Origin of the sequence: Thermomicrobium sp. 4228-Ro, assembly GCF_026241205.1 — a bacterium.
In the GTDB taxonomy this organism is placed as follows: Bacteria; Chloroflexota; Chloroflexia; order Thermomicrobiales; family Thermomicrobiaceae; genus Thermomicrobium.
The window spans coordinates 665,780-687,044 of the sequence record NZ_JAPFQM010000006.1 but is presented as its reverse complement, the minus strand read 5'-3'; the positions used below and the strand labels follow the sequence as shown (position 1 = coordinate 687,044).

The 21,265-nt window shown below is 66.5% G+C and carries 18 protein-coding genes and 1 pseudogene; 7 read left to right on the top strand and 12 right to left on the bottom strand.

Annotated features, from left to right (window positions below; translation table 11 throughout):
* Positions 1-8 precede the first annotated feature (8 nt).
* Both OO015_RS12575 and OO015_RS12570 read right to left on the bottom strand, forming a co-directional pair.
* Complete coding sequence (locus OO015_RS12575; RefSeq protein ID WP_265941641.1) at positions 9-740, bottom strand: anti-sigma factor domain-containing protein; 732 nt, start codon at positions 738-740, stop codon at positions 9-11.
* Positions 737-1,321: an RNA polymerase sigma factor gene (locus OO015_RS12570; RefSeq protein ID WP_265941639.1), complete on the bottom strand. Its 585-nt coding sequence runs from the start codon at positions 1,319-1,321 to the stop codon at positions 737-739. The genes OO015_RS12575 and OO015_RS12570 overlap by 4 nt, the downstream gene beginning before the upstream one ends.
* Positions 1,322-1,435: 114 nt before the next feature.
* Here OO015_RS12570 and OO015_RS12565 point away from each other — a divergent pair, with 114 nt between their 5' ends.
* The 5 genes from OO015_RS12565 to OO015_RS12545 all read left to right on the top strand — a co-directional run bounded on the left by OO015_RS12565 (position 1,436) and on the right by OO015_RS12545 (position 6,833).
* Entirely contained in the window at positions 1,436-2,590 is a 1,155-nt protein-coding gene (locus tag OO015_RS12565; RefSeq protein ID WP_265941637.1) for a S1C family serine protease, read from the top strand.
* A 12-nt stretch (positions 2,591-2,602) separates the two neighbouring features.
* Positions 2,603-3,394 carry a class I SAM-dependent methyltransferase gene (locus tag OO015_RS12560; RefSeq protein ID WP_265941635.1) on the top strand — a complete coding sequence of 264 codons (792 nt, stop codon included), beginning with the start codon at positions 2,603-2,605 and terminating at the stop codon, positions 3,392-3,394.
* Complete coding sequence (locus OO015_RS12555; RefSeq protein ID WP_265941633.1) at positions 3,391-4,239, top strand: oxygenase MpaB family protein; 849 nt, start codon at positions 3,391-3,393, stop codon at positions 4,237-4,239. Before OO015_RS12560 ends, OO015_RS12555 begins: the two co-directional genes overlap by 4 nt.
* Positions 4,240-4,241: 2 nt before the next feature.
* A complete protein-coding gene (locus tag OO015_RS12550) occupies positions 4,242-5,213 on the top strand; it encodes a D-alanyl-D-alanine carboxypeptidase family protein (protein WP_265941631.1) in 972 nt (323 codons plus the stop codon).
* A 351-nt stretch (positions 5,214-5,564) separates the two neighbouring features.
* The gene (locus tag OO015_RS12545) at positions 5,565-6,833 is read left to right on the top strand and encodes an MFS transporter (RefSeq protein ID WP_265941629.1); all 1,269 of its coding nucleotides are present in this window, start codon (positions 5,565-5,567) and stop codon (positions 6,831-6,833) included.
* On the opposite strand, the gene OO015_RS12540 is transcribed toward OO015_RS12545, so the two are convergent.
* Both OO015_RS12540 and OO015_RS12535 read right to left on the bottom strand, forming a co-directional pair.
* A complete protein-coding gene (locus tag OO015_RS12540) occupies positions 6,830-7,870 on the bottom strand; it encodes a S1C family serine protease (protein ID WP_265941627.1) in 1,041 nt (346 codons plus the stop codon). The two genes, OO015_RS12545 and OO015_RS12540, sit on opposite strands and share 4 nt — an antisense overlap.
* 64 nt (positions 7,871-7,934) lie before the next feature.
* Entirely contained in the window at positions 7,935-8,459 is a 525-nt protein-coding gene (locus tag OO015_RS12535; protein WP_265941625.1) for a hypothetical protein, read from the bottom strand.
* A 185-nt stretch (positions 8,460-8,644) separates the two neighbouring features.
* Here OO015_RS12535 and OO015_RS12530 point away from each other — a divergent pair, with 185 nt between their 5' ends.
* Positions 8,645-10,015: a universal stress protein gene (locus OO015_RS12530; RefSeq protein WP_265941623.1), complete on the top strand. Its 1,371-nt coding sequence runs from the start codon at positions 8,645-8,647 to the stop codon at positions 10,013-10,015.
* Between the two features lie 15 nt (positions 10,016-10,030).
* On the top strand, positions 10,031-12,811 hold the full coding sequence (locus OO015_RS12525) for a cation-translocating P-type ATPase (protein ID WP_265941621.1): 2,781 nt from the start codon (positions 10,031-10,033) through the stop codon (positions 12,809-12,811).
* Here the strand turns inward: OO015_RS12525 and OO015_RS12520 are convergent.
* From OO015_RS12520 to menB, 8 genes and pseudogenes are all read right to left on the bottom strand, one after another.
* Entirely contained in the window at positions 12,804-13,790 is a 987-nt protein-coding gene (locus OO015_RS12520) for a sodium:calcium antiporter (RefSeq protein ID WP_265941619.1), read from the bottom strand. The two genes, OO015_RS12525 and OO015_RS12520, sit on opposite strands and share 8 nt — an antisense overlap.
* 60 nt (positions 13,791-13,850) lie before the next feature.
* Complete coding sequence (locus tag OO015_RS14265) at positions 13,851-15,140, bottom strand: NAD(P)-dependent malic enzyme (protein WP_265942082.1); 1,290 nt, start codon at positions 15,138-15,140, stop codon at positions 13,851-13,853.
* Positions 15,141-15,218: 78 nt separating this feature from the next.
* A pseudogene (locus OO015_RS14260) lies at positions 15,219-16,364 on the bottom strand (NAD(P)-dependent malic enzyme); the annotation flags it as partial.
* Between the two features lie 98 nt (positions 16,365-16,462).
* On the bottom strand, positions 16,463-17,968 hold the full coding sequence (locus OO015_RS12505) for an o-succinylbenzoate--CoA ligase (RefSeq protein ID WP_265941617.1): 1,506 nt from the start codon (positions 17,966-17,968) through the stop codon (positions 16,463-16,465).
* A gap of 11 nt (positions 17,969-17,979) precedes the next feature.
* Complete coding sequence (locus OO015_RS12500) at positions 17,980-18,378, bottom strand: hypothetical protein (protein ID WP_265941616.1); 399 nt, start codon at positions 18,376-18,378, stop codon at positions 17,980-17,982.
* On the bottom strand, positions 18,375-19,448 hold the full coding sequence (locus OO015_RS12495; protein ID WP_265941614.1) for a mandelate racemase/muconate lactonizing enzyme family protein: 1,074 nt from the start codon (positions 19,446-19,448) through the stop codon (positions 18,375-18,377). The genes OO015_RS12500 and OO015_RS12495 overlap by 4 nt, the downstream gene beginning before the upstream one ends.
* Positions 19,445-20,368, bottom strand: a complete 924-nt coding sequence (locus OO015_RS12490) for a 1,4-dihydroxy-2-naphthoate polyprenyltransferase (RefSeq protein WP_265941611.1) — start codon at positions 20,366-20,368, stop codon at positions 19,445-19,447. Before OO015_RS12490 ends, OO015_RS12495 begins: the two co-directional genes overlap by 4 nt.
* A gap of 14 nt (positions 20,369-20,382) precedes the next feature.
* Positions 20,383-21,210 carry a 1,4-dihydroxy-2-naphthoyl-CoA synthase gene (menB, locus tag OO015_RS12485; RefSeq protein ID WP_265941609.1) on the bottom strand — a complete coding sequence of 276 codons (828 nt, stop codon included), beginning with the start codon at positions 21,208-21,210 and terminating at the stop codon, positions 20,383-20,385.
* Positions 21,211-21,265 lie beyond the last annotated feature (55 nt).

The following is a 21,265-nucleotide window of genomic DNA, read 5'->3' as shown; positions in this document are numbered from 1 at the left end:
CTCCTGCCTCAGCCCGAACGCCACGCTTCCCACTTCCAGCTGCAACCGGCCACGCGGCGCCCAGTCGGCTGTGGACTTCCTTCCGGCGCTGGCTCCATCGTGATGCCCATCCCCTGATAGGCGCTCCAGCTCGCCTGCGCTTCGACGACGAGCAAGACACGCCCAGCCGCATCAGGCACGAACACGCCCCCGTTCTCGCGTTGCCCATCGGATCGCACGAGCCAGAGTTGATAGACCGTTCCCCGCTCCGGCGGCGGCATCTTCTCCAGCGCGACGACAGCACGCTCTCCTTCGCGATCGAGATAGACACGCCCGACCACCGATGGGAGGCCAGGCGCTTCACCTCGCATCGCCGTCGACCAGTCCGCCTCAGCCAGCACCGCCGCGACGACCGCCTGCCGGCTCGCCAGTTCGTCGACCCGCCGATCCGCTCGGGTAACAGCGAGCACGAGCGCGATTACGAGGAGTCCCGCTGCCGCGGCCAGAAGGCCACGCGCCCATGCCGAGCGCCACCGGCGCCGATCGTCCCCGGCCGCTGCCGCCAGCACCCGCGCTCGCAGCCCCGCTGGTGGCTCGGTCTGCGGTACCACCGTTCCCAGCCAGCCGAGCGACGCCTCGATGTTCCGCAACGTCGTGCGGCATTCCGGACACGCTTCCAGATGCCTGGCGACCCGAGCTGCTTCGGCTGGACTCAGCTCGCCCAACGCATACCCAACGAGTTCCGGTTCGTGCTCGCTCACCGCGTCTCGCCCCATGGCTCCCGTTCTCCCGCCAGTGCATCGGCTAGTCGCTGCAATGCAGTGCGGATGCGCGTCTTCACCGTACCGAGCGGGATCCCCAGGTATTCGGCGATCTCCCGTTGCGTCAGGCCGCCGAAATACGCCAGTTCGATGACCTGCCGTTGCTCGTTCTCCAGATCAGCGAACGCTTGGCGGATCCGGGTTGCTTCGTCTCCCAATACTGTCAGCTCATCCGGGTCGTCCTGAACCTTCCGCCACTCGATCCCGCGGAGCCGCTCGTACAGGTACCGATCGCGCTGGCGACGCCGGAGGGCGTCGATCGCCCGATTCCGGGCCATGCGCAGGAACCACGGCGCGAAGGCTCCGCGTCCCGCATCGTAGAGTTCCGGGTATTGCCAGAGCTGCACGAACAGTTCCTGCACGATGTCCTCAGCAACGCTGCGGTCGTGCACGATGCTGAGCACCAGCGAATAGACCGTTCGCGCGTACCGATCGTAGAGCGCCGCGAGCGCCGACCGGTCGCGCTGTCGAATGCGCCCCACCAGCTCACTGTCGCTGACTCCGTGCAGGTCACCGTCCATACGCGCTCCGGCGGGCACACACCAGCTCCGATAGCTCCTATCATACGTCTCGTGCTGCCAGACGTAGGATTGAGCGCCGGGACAAGGTGCTCCGTCAGAGGGAGGAGCGCACGCATGCGACATCAGATACTCGGACTTACTGCCCTCATCGCCTTTTTCGTCGGCTGGATCGCCGGAAGCGGTTGTTTCAACGTCAGCGTCGCGCCGAGTTCACCGAGCCCGACTGGCGCGCTCACCCCAGTCCAGACGGCTGCAGCGCTTTCCCCCCTGGCACAGGCTGACCGCACGCCGGCCGGCACGACCGTCACTGCTCCTGCTCCCGCAGCCGAGACGAACTTCGCGACCGCGATCGAGACGGTGGCGCAGCAGGTGACGCCAGCTGTCGTCTACGTAGCCGTCCGCTCGATCGTGCCCAGTCTCTTCGGGTTCGGACAGATCCAGCAAGGCGTCGGTTCCGGTGTCATCTTCGATGCACGCGGCTATATCCTCACCAACGACCATGTCATCGCTGGCGCACAGGAAATCCAGGTCGTTCTCGGCGACGGACGCCAGTTCACCGGCCGGGTGGTCGGCCGCTCGCCAGCCAACGACATCGCTGTCGTCAAAATCGATGGAGAAAACCTTCCGGTCGCAACGCTCGGAGACAGCGACCAGCTCCGAGTCGGCCAGTGGGTCGTCGCCATCGGCAACGCGCTCGGGCTCGAGGGTGGGCCGACCGTGACCGCCGGTGTCGTCAGTGCATTGAACCGTACCATCACGCCCTCACCGGGCGAAGCAGCGTTCGGCCCGCTGATCCAGACCGATGCCGCGATCAATCCTGGCAATTCCGGTGGTCCTCTGGTGAACCTCCAGGGTGAAGTCGTCGGTATCAACACCGCGAAGATCCAAACGGCCGAAGGGATCGGCTTCGCGATACCGATCAACAAGGCCAAAGAGATCGTCCAACAACTCCTAGAAGCCCGGCCGCGTCCGTACCTGGGCATCACGTCCGTGTCGGTCACGCCCGCACTCGCGGCCGCCTACGGTCTGCCGGTGAGCCGCGGTGTTCTCGTCGTCGACGTGGAGTCCGGTGGACCGGCCGATCAGGCCGGAATCCAGCCGGGTGATATCATCGTCCGCTTGGACGATCGGGAGATCGCCAATGGAGACGACTTACAAGCCGCACTCGGTATCCATCAACCCGGAGACGAGGTGACACTCGTGGTGAACCGGAACGGACGGGAGATCAGTCTGCGCGTCACCCTAGGCACGGCACCAGTCATCCAGTGAAGGAAACCCACCATGGCGACGCAGAGCGAGCTCATCGTCCAGCAACTCGTACGCGAGTTCGGGCGACCAGCGCCGGCCGACCCAGCACGCCGCTACTTGCTCGACACGCTCGCTCAGCGCGGCCTTTTGCGAACCGGCAGCGATGTGCTGACGCTTCTGGCACCGGCTGAACTCGTCGCCGAACTCGCGGCGCGTGGTGCGCACGTGACGGCTGCCGAACCGCTTGAGGCACTCGTCGAACAGGCGCGACAGCGCATCGGCACGGGTTCGGCTGCGATCCACTGGGTACGCCGCGATCCGCACCGGCTCCCGTTCCGCCGTGCCTTCGATCTCGTTCTCGCTCCCGGTCTCGTCCTGGGAGCGACCGGCCAGGAACATGACGACGAGGAGTTCCTGCGCATCGCGGCGACCACACTCCGGCCGGGTGGCACCCTGGTGCTGGACCTGCCCAATCGGGAACTTTTGGCACGCGATTTCGTCGAGCGGCTCTGGGGCGAACTCAATGGGCTCCTCGTGCTCGTGCACGAGCGCTGGGACCTCCCCAGTGGGATACTCCGGGTCGAGTGGCAGCTCGTCTGGCCGAACGGTACACGAGACAGGCACGAGCGCGCGTTGCGCCTCTATACCGCGAGCGAGGTCACTCGGCTCTGCCGACAGCTCGGCTACGTTGCGACCGAGTGTTGGGGCGACGACGATGGAACACCGTACAACCTGTGGTCACCGCGGCTACTCGTGATCGCGCGGACCGAAAGCGGACCGGCTGAACCGCTCGTTGTGGGCGAAACGCGGAGCGAGAGGACATGACGGAACGAGTGAGCGAGCGACCGCTCGTGCAAGTCATCAACGCGGAACGGATCGTCGTGCTGGGCTGGGGGCGAGCGATCCTGGCGCAACTCGCCCACCCGCTCGTCGCTGCTGGCGTCGCCGATCATTCGCGTTTCGCCACCGACTGGCGCTCGGCCCTCTGCCGGTTCCGCGCGACCGTCGACGCTATGCGTGCGCTCACGTTCGGCCCACCAGCACGAGCGATCGCTGTTGCCGAACGGATCGCACGTACCCACGACCGTGTCCACGGTATCCTTCCGGAGCCCCTCGGTCCCTACCCAGCTGGAACACGCTATTCAGCACATGACCCGGAACTCCTCACCTGGGTTCACGTGACGACGATCGAAGCGACGCTCGTCGCGTACGAGCGGTTCGTCGCGCCGCTCGATGTCCGAGCCCGCGACCAGTACTGCGCAGAAGCGACTGCGATGGAGCGCTGGCTCGGTGCCCCACCGGGCACGTTCCCGCGCAGCTGGGCCGAGCTGGAGGACACGATCGCGCGAGTCCAGCGCTCCGGAGCCATCGTCGTCACGCCCCTGGCACGACGCCTGGCCGCAGCGGTCCTGAACCCGCCCCAGCCCTGGTGGCTCGGTCCGGCGGCCCGTGCCTGGCGCTGGCTGACGCTGGGACTCCTCCCTGCTTGGCTCCGCGAGGCCTATGCCCTCAGCTGGACGGAGCGCGACCAGCAACGCTTCGACCGCTGGTGCCGCATCTTTTGCACGGTGTGGCGGGCACTCCCGACGCGGGTGCGCCATTGGCCCGAAGCGCGAGCTGGTCTTCCGCTCCCGGTTCCCCCTGACCGAATCGTTCGCGTCGGAGCGTAACGGTGAGCGGACCGAGGAAACTGGGTCGGGAGTTCGGTCTTGCGCTCCTGCTCCTGGTGTCGAGTATCGCGATCGCCGGTATCACGCTCGCGCGCTTCGCTGCGTCCTCCGCTCCGACGCCGTCGGCCACACTGACGATGGAACCTCCTGCAACACCAACACCGACCCCTACCCCGCTACCGACACCGACGCCACCACCGCTCGGCGCACGGGCTATCCTCGTTGTCGACCTCTCCGAAGACCACGTCCTGCTCGAACGAGAGAGCCGAACACCACTGCCACCGGCGAGTACGCTGAAACTGCTGACCGCCCTGACCGTGAAGGACATCCTCTCCTCGGAGGAGATCGTGACAGTGGCCCGCGAGGATGTCGTCGATCCGGCTGTCGAATCGTCCATGGGGTTGGCAGCAGGAGATACGATCACGGTCCATGACCTTCTGATCGGTCTTTTACTGCCCTCCGGCAACGACGCGGCCCGGACTCTGGCCCGGGTCGCTGGCGAACGACTCGCCGAGCCAGCTGATCGGTCACCACAGGAACGTTTCCTCTCAGCCATGCAGGAAAAAGCTCGTGCGCTCGGGCTCGAGCAGACGGTCGTGCGGACACCGGACGGCGACGACGTACCAGAGCAGACGACCAGCGCAGCCGATCTCGTGCGTTTGGCACGGGCTGTCCTGGCTGATCCTGAGCTGTCAGCGATCGTCGCGCTGCGCCAGGCCTCAGTCCGCGTCGGCGGACCCAATGCCCGTGTCCTGGAACTCGAGAACACGAACGAACTGCTGGGCCAGCTGGGCATCATCGGTGTGAAGACGGGAACCACGCCAGCTGCGGGCCAGTGTCTCGTCGCCGCCTGGCGCACGGTCGACGAACGCCTCTTCGTCGCCGTGCTGCTCGGCAGCCAGGACCGCTACAGCGACCTGCGTACCGTCATCCAGTGGGTCGCTGCCGCAACTGGAAGCCAGCCGATTCCGTAGTGGACGAGCCTCCTCGGTCCCTCCACCTCGGAACGAGTCGAACCGCGAGCCGGTCGAGAACGGCACGGCACGCCTCGCGCTCTCCGCCCAAATCGGCTCCCGTCGCTGTCCACCACGCCATCGTCTCCCAACGGCTACGCGCCCCGCTCCAGTCTTCGGTCTCCAAGAGCGGTACGCCACGTAGCGGCATCGACGAACGACCGGCACGGGATGCCCGGCACGCCCCGACCGAACTCGCCGAACCGCTCCCCCGATGCTGGACTGCTGTTATGATTGCCGGCTGGCACGCGAGTCCGACTCTTTTCCAGCCTCGCTGTGACTCGCTCGCGGGCGGGAACCGGGAGACCGACTATGGCACGGCGACAGCCGGCTGTATCCGCTCAAGCCTCGTCCCTCTCAGCTCGCCTCCGCCTGGCGTTCGAGCGCAGCGCCTTGGCTGTCCCAGCCTACCGGCGCTTCTGGGCAAGCATGCTCGTCTCGAACGTCGGCAGCTGGCTGCAACTCGTCGCCCAGGGTTGGCTCATCCTGGCGCTCACTGACTCACCGGCCTATCTCGGGCTCTACGGCCTCTTGCGTTCGGTACCGACGCTGACCATCACACTGGTGGGTGGTGCTGTCGCTGACCGAGTCGACCGAAGACGCATTCTGCTCGTCACCCAGTCGGCAGCCGCTGTCCTCGCCATGCTTCTCGGCGTGCTCGACCTCACCGGGCTTGTCCGCCCGTGGCACATCCTTCTCATCGCGTTCGCCACCGCCACGGTCATGGCGTTCGACAATCCGGCTCGCCAGGCGATGGTCCCGGGACTCGTCGGGAGCGAGCGCGTCGCCTCGGCTGTCGGGCTCAACTCTGCCGCCTGGAACGCAGCCGCAGTCGTCGGCCCTTCCCTGGCCGGACTGCTGGTGGCCGCCGCCGGAACTGGCTGGGCCTTCGTCCTGAACGGGTTGAGTTATCTACCCGTGCTCTGGGCTGTCTGGACGCTCGAGCCTGCTCCGCCGAGGCACGACCGCGGTCAGGTTCCGATCGTGGCGCAGGTGCGGCTGGGCCTGCAGGCGGTGCGGCAGGATCGGCGACTCCTCGGCCTCCTGACGCTCCTCGCCGTTCCCACCTTTCTCGGCCGGCCCTATCTCCAGCTCATGCCGGTCTTCGCCCGTGATGTCCTGCACACCGGTGCCGCTGGCTATGGGTTGCTCATGGGGATCAACGGCGCCGGAGCGCTCAGCGGCGCCCTCCTCGTCGGCACGCTGAGCGAACGAGGACGACGGGGCAAGCTCCTGTTTTTCGTCAATATCGTCTTCGCGAGCACGCTCGTCGCCTTCGCGCTGTCGCAATGGGTTACGCTCTCGGCCGCCTTGCTCTTCCTCATCGGTGCGAGCCAGACCCTGCTCATGGCATTCACGAACACGCTCCTGCAGTTGATCGTGACGGACGAGTTCCGCGGTCGCGTCATGGCGCTCTACACCGTGATCCCGATGGGGTTCATGCCGCTCGGCACCATGGCCCTCGGTGGGATCGGTGACCTGGTCGGTGTGCCGCTCACCGTCGCAGTCGCCGCTGCGATCGCGCTCGGCTTCACGCTCGTCGGTCGCCGGCTGTTCCCCGAGGTCTATCGCCTGACTTAGCGGTTCGTGGCTGGCTCCGCTGCGAGTTCGGCTTCGAGCGTAAGTAACTTGCCCTGCCGCACCACTCCGAGCGTGACGGTACTCCCGACTGGGGTACGGCTCAGCACTCGCTGGAGGTCAGTTGGCGAGCGAAGCGGCACGCCGTCCAAGCTCACGATGATGTCACCCGCCCGCAATCCGGCGCGCGCCGCCGGGCTTCCCTCGACCACCTGAAGGACAGCCACGCCGGCGGCACGTGGCTCGCCGCGCTCAGGCACGTAGCGACCGGGCACCGAACGGAGCTCACCGACGATACCGAGCCAGGCCCGGCGGACACGCCCCTCCCGGAGCAGTTGCCCGACCACCCACTGGGCGGTGTTCGCTGGAACGGCGAAACTCAGCCCCTGTGCGCCGGCGACGATCGCGGTATTGACACCGATCACCTTGCCACGCGTGTCGACAAGTGGCCCGCCGGAATTCCCTGGGTTAAGCGGCGCATCGGTCTGGATCACGTTCTCGATCAGCCGCCCATCCGGACCACGCAAGGAGCGGCCGAGCGCCGAAACCACGCCGGTGACCACGCTGGCCTGGAGACCGAGCGGATTGCCGATCGCGATCACCAGCTGCCCGACCTGCAAGCGATCCGAGTCACCCAGCTCGGCAACCGGCAACCCGGAGGCCTGAACCCGCACGACCGCCAGATCGGTCGCCGGGTCCTCGCCGACCAGCTGGGCCGGCAACTCGGTCCCGTCGGCGAGCGACACGACGATACGGCGAGCCCGATGGACGACATGACTGTTCGTCAAAACATAGCCGTCCGGTGCGATGAGGAACCCAGAGCCAGCACCCGGCACCTCGGCCACCCGCTGGGGCAGGCCGAGCGAGCGCACGACTTGCAGGCCGACGACGGCCGGTGCCACTCGCTGAACGACCCGGACGACGGCCTGCGAGAACGCATCGAGCAGCGTCTCGGGCTCGACCGGAGTTACGGTGTCCTCAGTCCCGAATCGATCACCCTCATGCACGACCGGCTGAACGTCGTACAGCTTGCGCACCATCGAATCGTTCCCTCCCTCACTTGCCGTTTCTCGGAGCCTGGCCGGAGGATTCTGACCGTCCAGCTCAATCGACGTCCGGCCCGGCCTGCCGGAGTTCCTGCACCCGGACGAGCGCCTGCCGGAGCTCCTCGAGCCACTCCGCTTGATGACGACCGACCAGGCGCACGCACCAGGCGAGCGCCTCGCTCCGACTCCGCGCGATTCCCGCTTCCACGAGCGTGTCGAGCACTTGCCGTTCCGGAAGCCGCAGTCGCGTCATCACCGGCACGCTCAGGACGGTGAAGAGCTGGCGGACCGGACCACAGACTGCACCCCACGACACTTTTCGCCCGAACCGGTACTCGGCCTCGCTCGCGATCCGCATGCGCTGCCCGCGTGTTTCCTCGCGGAAGCGCTGGATCCGAGCCGTGCAGGCAGCCTGCTTCTGCTCCTCGGTTACCCCCTCCGGAAGCGCCGGTTCGGGCAACCGACCGACGACGAGAATCTCGTCCCGGTCGTAGCGCACCTCCGGCGGCTCGACGAACCAGCCTTCCGGCAACCGGCCGGTGAACCAGGCCTGGATCTCCGCCGCGAACGGATCCCGCTCCATGTCCCCCTCCTTCCGTCAATTGCGATGATTACAGTATTACAGAAAAACACGCGTGCGGCAAGCGGGACCGTGCGGAAGCCGTCGCCTACCGGCTGCACGGCGTCTTGCATCCCCTGCGACGGCTGGGCCGAAACGTGCTAGGCTACAGCGCAGAAGAGTCGACTGGGCAGGGGAGGGGCAAACTGATGGCTGGGCCTGTCGTCGTTCCGGTACTGCCGACTTATCTCGATCCCGAGCGCGTGACGCACTGCGCGATCCCCTACGGCCGGGCGATCGCCCAACGCCTCGGCACCGGCATCGTGTTGTTCTCCGTCGTGGAGATCACGGAATCCTTGCAGAGCTATCTCGAAGCGGAGGGCGAACAAGTCGACCAACTCGTCCAGCGTTGGCTGAGCCAGCGGCGGGAAGCGATCGAAAAACTGGCACAGACCATAACGGATGTTCCTTACCACGTCGAAGTACGGATCGGCGAGCCAGCGAAGGAAATCGTCGCATTCGCCGACGAACGCCAGGCCACCGCGCTGGTGATGAGCAGCCATGGTCGTACCGGCATTGCCAGGTTGCTCGTCGGGAGCATCACGTTCTCCGTCGCACAGCGGGCTCGCCAGCCACTCGTTGTCGTCCGCGGGCGCGTTCCGGTGCCAGCGCCGAACACGGTCGTGCAGCTGTCGCCGGTGCTGGTCCCGCTCGACGGTTCTTCGCTCGCCGAGGAAGCGATCGACACCGCCCTTCAGCTCCTCGGAGCCGGGACCGAACCGCTGGAGCTACACCTCTTGCACGTCCTCAGCGACGACGAGGAACCCGCGGAATGGGAGCGCTACTTAGAAAGCGTTGCCCAACGTGTCCGTTCTCGCGGTCTTCGCGTCGACTGGAGCCTCACCCGCGGCCCGGTAGCCGAGACGATCGCAGCCGAAGCGGTGCGCCGGCACGCCGGCCTCACCGCGATGGGCACGCACGGCCGGAGCGGGGTACGCCGCGTGCTCCTCGGATCCACAGCCGAGCATGTCCTCCACGCGAGCGCTGTGCCGTTGCTCCTGCACCGACCGCTGGCAGCCCGTCGGGTCGTAGAGGAAACGACAGAGACTCCTGGACCCTTGCGCGTTCGCGATATCATGACGCCCGACCCCGTCACGGTCGGTCCCGACGCGACGCTCGAACAGGTCGCCGGCCTCATGCTCGAGCACCAGATCGGCGCGATCCCCGTCGTTACCCCCGACGGCACGCTCCTCGGGCTGATTCGCGAGGAAGATTTCCTGATGGAGGAACGCCCGATCCCGTTTTCCGCCTTCCAGGCACCGCACCTGTTCGGGCGTTGGATCGACCCGGAGCGGCTCGAGCAGCTCTATGCTGAAGCGCGCACCCTGAAGGCTGGTGACATTGCTCGTGAACCGGTGATCACGGCCACGGAAGACACGCCGCTGAGCGAGCTCGCCGAACGGATGGTCGAGCATGACGTCCGGCACGTCCCGGTTGTCCGCGACGGTCGGCTGGTCGGTATCGTCACCAGGCATGACATATTGAAAGCAGTCGCCCGCTTCCGATCGTCACATGGCTGAGTGCACGGGAGTGCGATGAGACCGGTGAGCGCGCGCAGCAGCGATCACTCGGCAGCAGAGCTCCAGCTCGATCGCCCCTGGCACGCGCTCTCCGTCGATGCAGTCCTGCGTGCGCTCGCGACGACGCTGGACGGCCTTTCGGCAGCGGAGGCACGCCGCCGTCTGGCGCACTTCGGTCCCAATCGCCTGGCGGAGATTCCGCCTCCCAACCCGCTCCGGATCCTCGTGCACCAGTTCGCGAGCCCGCTCATCGTCGCGCTGGGGCTCGCCGCCGTCGTCGCAGCTCTCCTCGGCGAATGGATCGACGCCGGAGTCATTCTCGCCGCACTCGCCATCAATGCCCTCTTCGGCTTCGTCCAGGAATGGCGAGCCGAATCCGCGATCCGCTCGCTCCTGCGGTATCTCTCGCCCAAGGCCCGAGTGCTGCGAGATGGTGTCGAGCAGATCGTCGAAAGTGAGGAACTGGTTCCCGGCGACATCGTGCTCCTCGAATCGGGCATGCGGGTACCTGCCGACCTGCGCTTACTCACGACGATCGCCCTCATGGTCGACGAGTCGGTCCTCACCGGCGAGTCCGTGCCGGTCGCCAAGCGCACCGATCCAGTCCCCGTGGAGACGCCCCTCGCTGACCGGACGTGCATGGCGTATCTCGGCACCGTGGTGACGAGCGGGCGTGGCCGCGGTGTCGTGGTCGCCACTGGTGCACGCACCGAAGTAGGTCGTATCGCCACAGTCGCTCAGCGAGAAAGCGCACCCGTTACACCGCTCCAGCAACAGCTCGCACGCTTCGCGCGCACAGTCGCCCTCTTCGTTCTCACCGGCATCGTCGCGATCAGTGCAATCGGTCTCCTCCGCGGAGACGACCTCTCTCTGCTCCTCACGTTCGCAGTCGGTGCGGCGGTCGCCATCGTTCCGGAAGACCTCCCGGTCATTTTGACGATCGTGCTCGCGGTGAGCGTCCAGCGGATGGCACGCCGTAACGCGATCGTCCGCCACCTCCCGGCCGTCGAGACATTGGGGAGCACGACGGTCATCGGGTCGGACAAGACGGGTACGCTCACCGAAAACCGGATGACGGCCCGCCTCGTCTGGGCAGCGGGGCACGAACACGAACTCCCCGCTGTCTCGACCACCGCAGATCCCGTCGACAGTGCGGTAAAGATTCCGAAACGGGCTTCGCTCGCGACGCTCCTGGAGCAGCTGGCACCGCACGAACTCGTACTCCTGGGAGGCACGCTCGCCAACGAGGCGCAACTGGCCAGCGAGGGAACCGACCAGCCGGCCGGTATCGGCGATCCGACCGATGTCGCGCTCCTGGTCGCAGCGCAACAGGCGCTGGCTGACGTGGCAGCCCTGCGGCGCCGCTTCCCGATCCTGGCCATGCTGCCCTTCGAGCCCGAACGGCGCTTCGCGGCAGCACTCTGTGCGAGCGACGAGCGACCGATCCTGTTCGTCAAGGGGGCACCCGAACGGGTCCTGGAAATGTGCTCTCACTGGCTGAGCGAGCACGGCCTCGCACCGATCGACCGCCAGGTGATCGCGGACGCTGCGGCTGCTCTGGCCCAGCGAGGCTTCCGCGTACTCGGTGTCGCCGCCGGCGAGACTGAGCAGCAGGACGAGAGTGCGTTCGCGAATCTCGGGGGACTCGTCTTCCTCGGCCTCGTCGCGCTCTGGGACCCACCGCGTGCCGGGGTGAAGGAAGCGATCGCCCGCTGCCACGCCGCCGGGATCCGCGTCCTCATGATCACCGGCGACCATGCGGGGACGGCAGTGGCCATTGCAGCGGACCTCGGCATCGCGTCTCCGGACAGCCCGGTCCTGACCGGCCGCGATCTCGCTCGTCTCGACGACCAGACACTCCGTGAGCGTGTCCGCACAGTCAATGTCTATGCACGTGTCGAACCGGAGCAGAAGCTCCGCATCGTCCGAGCACTTCAGTCGCTCGGTGAGACAGTCGCCGTTACTGGTGACGGCGTGAACGATGCTCCCGCGCTTCGCGCCGCCGATGTCGGCGTCGCCATGGGACGGAGCGGCACTGACGTTGCCCGCGAGGCAGCGGATATCGTCCTCGCTGACGACAACTTCGTCACGATCGCGGCAGCGGTCGAAGAGGGACGGGCGGCAGCCGACAACCTGCGCAAGGCGACGTTCTTTCTCCTCTCGACCGGTGCGGCAACCGCTCTCATCCTTCCGACCGCGCTCTTCCTCGGGCTCCCGCTCCCCTTCTATCCGGCACAGCTCCTCTGGGTCAATCTCGTCACGAACGGCACCCAGGACATCGCGCTCGCGGTCGAGCCAAAGGAACGGGATCTCATGCAGCGCCGACCCCGTCCGCGTCGCGAGGGGATCCTCTCGACACTGTTGTGGGAGCGCATCGCGCTGAGTGGCATCGTTCTGGCGATCGGCACACTGTGGATCTTCGAACACACGCTCGCGGCGTTCGGCTCGCTCGACCTCGCCCGGACCGTCGCGCTCACGACGATGGTGCTCTATCAGACGTTCCAAGTCGGCAACGCCCGCTCGAGTACCCAGTCGCTCTTCCGGATCCCGCCACTCTCGAATCGCTTCCTCTTCCTCGCGACAGCCGCAGCGCTCGCCCTGCACATCGTGGCGTTGCACGTGCCCTTCTTTCAGTTCGTCCTCCGTGTTCAGCCGATCCCGTGGGAGCTCTGGCCACGGATGATCCTCGTCGCCACGACCATCGTCTTGGCAGTAGAACTGCATAAGGCCGTTCGCCGGCGTTGGCCGTATCCCTCATGGGAGCTTTCCAGCCAGGCACCACAGACGACTACATGAAGCGAAAGCTGAGGAGCAGGCCGAGTCCATACGCGAAGACGACAGGAATACCCCCCGGATCGAGAAACCGAAAACGTGGTTCCGCTTGCGTCAGCATCCCCAGAACGACCAATCCGGTCAGGACGATCGCGAAGAGATTGCCGACCAGAACACCAGGCTCAGCGAGCGCCAGGAGCGGGCCACCCCTGTCCGCCAGGTCGAGAACCAGCAGGATCACCATATTGAAAGCGTTGCTGCCGAGCAAATTGCCGACCACGAGATCGTAAGAACCGGCGCGGATACCGGCCAGCGAAACGACGATCTCGGGCAGCGACGTGACGATGGCGAGAACAGCCATACCGAAGAAGCCCTTCGTCACCCCCAACGATCCAACCAGCTGCTCAGCCGAGCTGATCAGGAACCAGGCCGCACCGACCAGGCCGAGCGTGGCCACTCCAAAACGTGCGACGCTCGGCACGAGACCAGCGAGCGGACGAGTCGGTGATTCGACCGGAACCGGCCATAGACGAGCCTGCCGCGTGACGTGCAGGAGCCAAGCACCCCACACATAGACAATCCCGATGAGGAGCGTCGCCCACCCGACTCCGCCGAATGCAAGGGAGGAACCGGTCACCACAACGAGCGCCGCGAGTGTCAACACAATGATCGCCAGGACACCGGCCAGCGCCTGGTCGATGACGACGCGTGTCAGGATTCGTACCTGTAGCGTCAGGATATCGGCGACCGCCAGGACGAGCATGTTGACCATGCACGAACCGAATAGGTCGCCGATCGCGAAGTTCGCATTATTCGTCCGGACAGCGACGAGATCGACCGAGAGTTCCGGAAGAGAGGTCGCTCCAGCGAGGACGATGGCACCGATCCAGGCATGTCCGAGCCCGGTACGTTCCGCCAGGTCTTCGGCTCGCCGTGTCAGCTCCCAGCCAGCCAGAACCACCAGGCTGGCGCTGAGCACGAACACAACGAGCGTCCCCCACATCGCACTCTCCCCTCTCGTTACCGGGTACAGACAAACAACTGGTGGTCGGCACGGGAGGCGCTAGCGCCGGGCACCTTCGTACAGCAGTTCCTGCGTCCGCGCAGCGACCTCTTCCGGATCGAGCTGCACGCGCGCCACACCCGTCTCGATCGCAGCTCGGGCGACTGCAGCCGCTACCGCTGGCGGCACCTTCAGATCGAGGCTGTCGGGGATGATGTACTGCGGTGAGAGCTGGCGGGCTGGCACCAGATCGGCGATCGCCTGGGCAGCAGCGAGCTTCATCGCATCGTTGATGTCGCGCGCCCGCACGTCGAGGGCGCCACGGAACACACCAGGAAACGCCAGCGAGTTGTTCACCTGGTTCGGGAAGTCGGAGCGCCCGGTCGCCACCACCAGTGCGCCCGCCTCCAGTGCCAGATCGGGGTGGATTTCCGGGTCGGGATTGGCCAATGCGAAGATGATCGGATCGGGTGCCATCGTCCGGATCATCTCCGGTGTCAGGATATTCGGGCTCGAGAGGCCGATGAACACATCAGCACCCACGAGCGCCTCGGCGAGCCCGCCGCGCACGCCAGCCTTGTTGGTCAGGCGCGCGATCTCCATCTTGTACCGGTTCATCCCTGCTTCACGTTCACGGTAGATCGCGCCGTGTCGATCGCAGAGGATAATGTCGCCCACACCGTACACCAGCAGCAGCTTGGCAGTCGCAATCCCTGCAGCCCCCGCCCCATTGATGACGATCCGCGCCTCGCTCAACGGCGTGCCCCGCAGCTTGAACGCGTTGATGAGCCCAGCCAGCACGACGATCGCCGTACCGTGCTGGTCGTCGTGGAAGACCGGCATATCGACCCGTTCCTTGAGCGCCGACTCGATCTCGAAGCAGCGGGGTGCCGAGATGTCCTCGAGGTTGATCCCCCCGAACGAGGGCGCGATCGCTGCGACGATGTCGACGATGCGTTCCGGGTCACGCTCGGCGATACAGATCGGGAAGGCCTCCACACCGCCGAGCGACTGGAACAGGACTGCCTTCCCCTCCATGACCGGTAATGCGGCCTGCGGGCCGATATCGCCTAACCCGAGCACCGCGCTCCCATCGGTCACGATCGCGACCAGGTTTCCCTTGACTGTCAGGTCGTAGACCGCTTCGCGGCGCTGTCGCACTTCCTCGACCGGTACCAGTGCTGCGGGCGGCAAGTAGAGGAGGTTCAGGATGTGGTGATCGCGTACCGGCAACTTGCTTCGGATCTCCAACACACCGCGATAGCGCCGCCGCAAGTCCAGCGCCTGCTCCGCCAGCGAACGCGGCCGGCGGTTGGTCGGTCGCGGTGGCTCGAAGGCCCCCTCGTAGATGTAACGACGGGTATTTTCGGCAACTTGCTGCGGATCGACCGGTCGTGTGGCTTCGCCCGTCTCGAGCGCCGCCTGCACCACCGCCGCTGCGATCGCTGGTGCGACGCGGAAGTCGAAGATCTGCGGAACGATGTGGTCAGGCCCGCGCTGCTCCGGCGGCACGAGGCTCGCCAACGCCTCCGCGGCGTAGATCAAAGTACGCAGGCGGATGTTCCGCGCGCCCGAATCCAACAGGCCGCGGAAGACCCCGGGGAAGACGAGCGAGACGTCCATCATGTTCGGGTAGTCGGAGCGCCCAGTCGCGACGACTGCAGCTCCAGCCTGACGCGCCAGAACCGGATCGATCTCCGGCGTCGGCAATGCGAGCGCAAAGACGATCGGATCGGGTGCCATCCTGGACACCATCTCCGGTGTCAGGATGTTGCCGCGGGCCAGTCCGATGAAAACGTCGGCTCCCTCCAGCACCTCGGCGAGCGAGCCTTGTCGTCGTTCCGGGTTCGTCTCCTTGGCCAGATAGGCCTTCGCCCAGTTCATGCGATAAGGCCGACCGAGATAGATGGCACCGGCGCGGTCGCAGACGATGAGATCCTTCACCCCGACGCGGGTCAACAGGCGAGCCACACCGATACCAGCCAGCCCCGCCCCCGCGATGACGACACGCACCTGATCCAGGCGCTTGCCGACCACTTCCAGCGCGTTCTTGAGGGCACCGAAAACCAGGATAGCCGTCCCGTGATGCTGGTTGGAAAACACCGGAATCGGCGCTGCCTTCTCGAGGTGGTCCTGGATCGTGAAACTGTGCGGCGCGCGGATATGGTCGAGGCAGATGGCACCGAAGGTCGGAATCAACGAGCGGGCCACTTCGACGATCGCGAGCGGATCGGCGAGATCGACGCCGATCGGCACGGCGTCGACGCCAGCGAACGTCTTGAACAGCACCGCCTTGGCTTCGAGGAGCGGCAAGGCTGCCTCGACCGGCGCCCTCGTCGGACCGAAAAGATCCGATGCATCGGTCAGGATGGCGACCGTGTTCCCCCGGCCAGTGAGATCGAACGAAGCGACCTCGTCCTGGCTGATCACCCGGCAGGCCTCAGCGACACCCGGCGTGTAGACGAGGCTGAGCATCGCTCGGTCACGCAACGGCACTTTGCTGGCGATGCCGATCAGCCCGCGATACTGTCGCCGGTACGCTAACGCCGCATCTGGCTGATCGAGCAGATACATGCCCCACCCCGTTCAGCATGCACGGACGCCACTGCCGTCTTCGCGCATTGTACACGGTCTCCGACGCCGCCGGGATACTCCGCCGTGACCGATCGGCCTCACGTCGTGCTGGGCTCCGTGGCCAGACCTTCGCCCGCTCGTTGCATCGCCGCCCACTGCTCACGCACCTGCCAGCGCTGGAGTTTGCCGCTCACCGTGCGGGGAAGCGTGCGAGCGAACCGAACTGCCCGCGGCACCTTGAACCCGGCCAGGCGCTGTCGGCACCAGTCGACGAGTTCCGCTTCGGTGACCGATCGTCCCGGCCGGAGCACGACCACCGCGGCGACCCGCTGTCCCCACTCGATGTCCGGTACACCGATCACCGCGGCTTCAGCGACTGCCGGATGAGCGAGGAGCACCGCTTCGACCTCGGCCGGGTACACGTTTTCTCCACCGGTGACGATCAGGTCATCGCGCCGGTCGAGCACGTAGAGGTACCCCTCGTCGTCCAGGTAACCGACATCACCGGTGCGGAACCAGCCGTCATGGAACGCCCGAGCGGTGCGCTCCGGCTGGCGCCAGTATCCCGGTGTCACGACCGGTCCCTGCACCTCTATCTCGCCGGGCTCACCGGGCGCAGCCAGCGCCCCATCCGACCGCACGATGCGCAACCGGTTCGGATAGAGCGGCTTGCCCGCTGAGCCGAGTCGCCGCAGCACGTCCTCGGGGGCGAGCGTCGCCAGCTGCGAGGCCGTTTCGGTTAGGCCATAGGTCTGCAGCACCGGCAGGCCGAGCGCGACGGCTCGCTCGAGCAACGGACGGGGGGCCGGCCCGCCCCCGAGCAGCACCGCACGGAGATGCACTGGATACGGCCGGTCTCCCCACTCGTCGAGCATCCGCCAGAGCATCGTCCCGACGACAGACACCAGCGTCACCCCTGCCTCGATCGCCCGATTCGCCGCGCCAGGGTCGAACCGCTCGTGCAGCTCGACGGCGAACCCACCGATCACGCTCCGGAACACGATAGACAGACCACCCACATGGAACAATGGAAGACAGAACAGCCAGCGATCGGTCGGCGCGACGCCGATGTTGAGCTGCGAGCCGAGCGCGCTCCACCAGTGGTTCCCGTAGGTGAGCACGACCCCCTTGGGCCGGTCGGTCGTCCCCGACGTGTAGACGAGCGTGTGGACATCGTCCAGGGTAACCTCCCGCCGGAGCGTGACCGGTGGTTCAGGGAGTCCCGAGAATTCCTCGTCGATATCGACGATCAACCCCGGCCATCCGGCGATCCGCTCCCGCGTCGGACGCTCGACCAGCACGAGACGCGGCTCCGCGTCAGTCAGCTGCCCAGCGAGTTCCTGGCTGGTCAAGCGCACGTTGAGCGGGACGAGCACCGCCCCGAGCCGGCTCACGGCATGGACGAGAACCACCAGCTCCGGCCGGTTCGTCAGACAGGCAGCTACTCGGTCGCCGGTGCGGACACCGAGCCCAGCGAGACGCCGCGCAACACCGTCCGCTTCAGCAGCGAGTTCGGCGAACGTCCACTGCCGGTCGTGCCACACCAGCGCGATGCGTTCCGGCGTCACCGCTGCCCGCCAGGCGAGCCATTCGGGTAACCGCATGGCCCTTCCCCCTACAGGCCTCCGAGGCCGAACCATCCGGCAGCGTAGGCGAGCGCATAGGGCCAGAGCAGCACCGAGTAGACGACGAAGCGCGCGAGATCGATGCGCCCGTAGTCCACGGCCCAGGGATCGAGCAGGACAAAGACTGCCGTCCAGATCGCACCGGCGACGCAATACGCGAGAAGGCCCAGGAGCGCACCCCGCCAGCGACGACCGACACCGACCAACCCCACCCCGGCGAGCGCCCATCCGGCAGCGACTATCGCCATACCAGCGACCACAGCGAGATTCGCCGCGACACGCGACAGCGGAGCGAGCCACGGGACCGTCATCGTGCCGAGCACGAACCCAACCAGTACGGTGGCGACGCCCGCAGCGAACACCCGTGGCGCACCGCGTCGTGTGCTCATGCTACCCCCTCACCACCTGCCAGCTGCACGGTCACCCCGAGTCCCTGCCCAGCCGGTACGGAAAGCGCGCCCTCGACCGGTTCCAGCGACTCGACGATCCCGAGCGATGCGAGGAGCTGTCCCGTGGCCAGACCGTGCGCCCGCGCCGCACCGAGCGCCGCGGCCGTGTGCACGGCTGCCGCCAGGCCGACTCCCGATTCCAGCATACTGGTCACCACGACGTCCACGCCCCGCTTACCGGCTCGCTCGGCTGCCGCGAGGACCGCGCGGGGACCACCCAGCAGCGGCAACTTCAGCACCAGGACATCGGCCGCCTCCAGCGCCAGCGCCCGCTCGACCGCATCCGCCCCCGTGAGCGCTTCGTCCGCTGCGACCGGAATCGGTGAGCACCGCCGCAGCACGGCCAGTTCCTCCAAGGTTGCAACTGGCTGCTCCAGATACTCGATGTCGAACCGGGCGACCACGCGCGCGAAAGCGAGCGCGCTTTCGGGATCGCCCCTCCCGTTCGCATCCAGACGGAGCGCGATTTCACGCCCGACCGTCGCCCGCACGGCAGCAACGAGTTCCGCATCAGCTGGCGAGAGCGTCACCTTGAGCTTGAGGGTACGAAAGCCCGCCGCCACCGCGGCCCGTGCCTGAGCGACCATCGCCTCCCACCCGGCGCGGCCGAGCAACGCATTGACCGGAAGGCGATCGGTCGCATCGGACCGCAACCAGCGGGCGAGCGGTACACCAGCCTGCCGTGCCTGCCAGTCGAGGAGCGCTGTCTCCAGGCCGGTCCGCGCAGCCAGCGCAGCTGGGGTGCGTGCGGTGAAGTTGGCGAGCACGCTTGCCGGGTGAGCGGCGATACGCAGCGCTGTCGCTGCCTGCTCCAGCCAAACGACTGCCTCTGGCAATCCAGTCTCCTCCGTACCTGGCCAGAAGGCAACATCACCGGAGCCGACGCAGCCATCCGCGCTCTCCAGAGCGACGAGCAGTCCGTGGCGCACGCGCACTGTTCCACCCGCTGTCTCGAGCGGCTCGCGCAGCAGGAGCTCGTACGGCCTCCACTGCAACCGCCACGCGCTCACCAGAGCAGCCCCACGGCGAACAGCGCTGCGAAGAGCAGCTGGAGCTGGCCAGTCCGCTTGAGCACCGGATTGAGCGCTGCCCCCTGCACGCCGCTCAGCACGACGCGAACGAGCCGCACCGCGAGCGGCAGCGTCAGCCAAGCCAGCAGCGGCGTCGGACCGGTCCAACCGGAGATCCATAACAGCAGCGGAACGAGATAGGCACCGAGCACCAGCACGGTATATTGCCAGCGCGTCGCTCGCTCGCCGATCCGCACTGCCAGCGTGCGCTTGCCGGCAGCGCGATCCGTTGGGATGTCCCGCAAGTTGTTCACGACCAGGATGGCCGTGATGAGCGCACCCACCGGTACGGCTGCAGCGAGCGCCAGCACCGACAACGATCCTGTCTGCAGGTACGCGCTCCCACCGACCGCGACGAGACCGAAGAAGACGAAGACGAACAAGTCGCCGAGGCCGATGTAGCCGAGCGGCCATGGACCGGCAGTGTACAGGATCCCAGCCGCGATCGAGGCCAGTCCGATCGCGAGGATCGGCCAGCCACCGACCCAAACGAGGTAGAGCCCGAGCAGGGCGGCGGCGCCGAAGGTCAGTCCCACTGCCCAGCGCATCTGACCGGCCGTGACCAGGCCGCGCGCTGTGATGCGGGCTGGCCCGACACGCTCCGGCCGATCCGCTCCCTTCAGGTAGTCGAAAAGGTCGTTGGCATAGTTCGTCCCGACCTGGATGAGGATCGCTGCCGCGAGTGCGGCCAGAAACGGGAGCCAGCGGACTGCGCCGGCCTCGCGCACCCCGACGGCGGTACCGACCAGCACCGGACCGACCGCAGCGACGAGTGTCGCCGGGCGTGTGCCCAGCCACCAGACACGCCAACCTGGATGCAGCACACCCTGACCAGTCGCACTGCGCGCTGCCTTCGCCATCGCCAGCTCCTCGATCACGGGAAGCGTGGAAACTTCGAGAAGTCCGGCTTCCGCTTCTCGAGAAACGCCCGGTGCCCCTCCTTCGCCTCGTCGGTCAGGTAGTAGAGGAGTGTCGCGTCACCCGCCAGCTGCTGCAGGCCAGCCAGGCCGTCGGTGTCGGCATTGAAAGCCGCCTTGAGGAAGCGGATCGCGGTCGGACTCTTCTCGAGGATTTCCCGCGCCCACTCCACTGCTGTCTCTTCCAGCTTCTCGTAGGGAACGACCGCGTTGACCAGCCCCATCTCGAGCGCTTCCTGCGCCGTGTACTGTCGGCAGAGGAACCAGATTTCCTTCGCCTTCTTGTGACCGACGATACGACCGAGCAAGGTCGCGCCGTACCCCGCGTCGAAGCTACCGACGCGCGGGCCGACCTGGCCGAACTTAGCGTGCTCGGCTGCGATCGTCAGGTCACAGACCACGTGGAGGACATGCCCGCCGCCGATGGCATAGCCGTTGACGACCGCGATGACCGGCTTGGGAAGATAGCGAATTTGCTTCTGCAGATCGAGTACGTTGAGGCGCGGAATTCCCTGGTCATCGACGTAGCCTCCGTGACCGCGCACCCGCTGGTCACCGCCCGAGCAGAACGCCTTGTCACCAGCGCCGGTCAGCAGGACGACTCCGATCGAGCCATCGTCACGCGCGTGCGCGAACGCGTCCATCATCTCCATCACCGTCAGCGGCCGGAAGGCGTTGCGCACCTCGGGCCGGTTGATCGTGATCTTCGCGATTCCTTCGCCCTCCAACCGCTCGTAGAGGATGTCCGTATACTGCTTGATCGGGATCCAGTTGAACTGGCTCATCGTGCCTCCTTCGGTTCCGGTCGCCTGCGCTCACGCAACTCACACGCTCGACAAT

Excerpts from the sequence above, each read along its gene's own strand:
- OO015_RS12525 (WP_265941621.1), top strand. The coding sequence starts at position 10,031 with ATGAGACCGGTGAGCGCGCGCAGCAGCGATCACTCGGCAGCAGAGCTC.
- OO015_RS12540 (WP_265941627.1), bottom strand. The coding sequence starts at position 7,870 with ATGGTGCGCAAGCTGTACGACGTTCAGCCGGTCGTGCATGAGGGTGAT.
- OO015_RS12520 (WP_265941619.1), bottom strand. The coding sequence starts at position 13,790 with ATGTGGGGGACGCTCGTTGTGTTCGTGCTCAGCGCCAGCCTGGTGGTT.
- OO015_RS12530 (WP_265941623.1), top strand. The coding sequence starts at position 8,645 with ATGGCTGGGCCTGTCGTCGTTCCGGTACTGCCGACTTATCTCGATCCC.
- OO015_RS12560 (WP_265941635.1), top strand. The coding sequence starts at position 2,603 with ATGGCGACGCAGAGCGAGCTCATCGTCCAGCAACTCGTACGCGAGTTC.
- OO015_RS12500 (WP_265941616.1), bottom strand. The coding sequence starts at position 18,378 with ATGAGCACACGACGCGGTGCGCCACGGGTGTTCGCTGCGGGCGTCGCC.
- OO015_RS12535 (WP_265941625.1), bottom strand. The coding sequence starts at position 8,459 with ATGGAGCGGGATCCGTTCGCGGCGGAGATCCAGGCCTGGTTCACCGGC.
- OO015_RS12545 (WP_265941629.1), top strand. The coding sequence starts at position 5,565 with ATGGCACGGCGACAGCCGGCTGTATCCGCTCAAGCCTCGTCCCTCTCA.
- menB (WP_265941609.1), bottom strand. The coding sequence starts at position 21,210 with ATGAGCCAGTTCAACTGGATCCCGATCAAGCAGTATACGGACATCCTC.
- OO015_RS12555 (WP_265941633.1), top strand. The coding sequence starts at position 3,391 with ATGACGGAACGAGTGAGCGAGCGACCGCTCGTGCAAGTCATCAACGCG.
- OO015_RS12490 (WP_265941611.1), bottom strand. The coding sequence starts at position 20,368 with ATGGCGAAGGCAGCGCGCAGTGCGACTGGTCAGGGTGTGCTGCATCCA.
- OO015_RS12505 (WP_265941617.1), bottom strand. The coding sequence starts at position 17,968 with ATGCGGTTACCCGAATGGCTCGCCTGGCGGGCAGCGGTGACGCCGGAA.
- OO015_RS12570 (WP_265941639.1), bottom strand. The coding sequence starts at position 1,321 with ATGGACGGTGACCTGCACGGAGTCAGCGACAGTGAGCTGGTGGGGCGC.
- OO015_RS12565 (WP_265941637.1), top strand. The coding sequence starts at position 1,436 with ATGCGACATCAGATACTCGGACTTACTGCCCTCATCGCCTTTTTCGTC.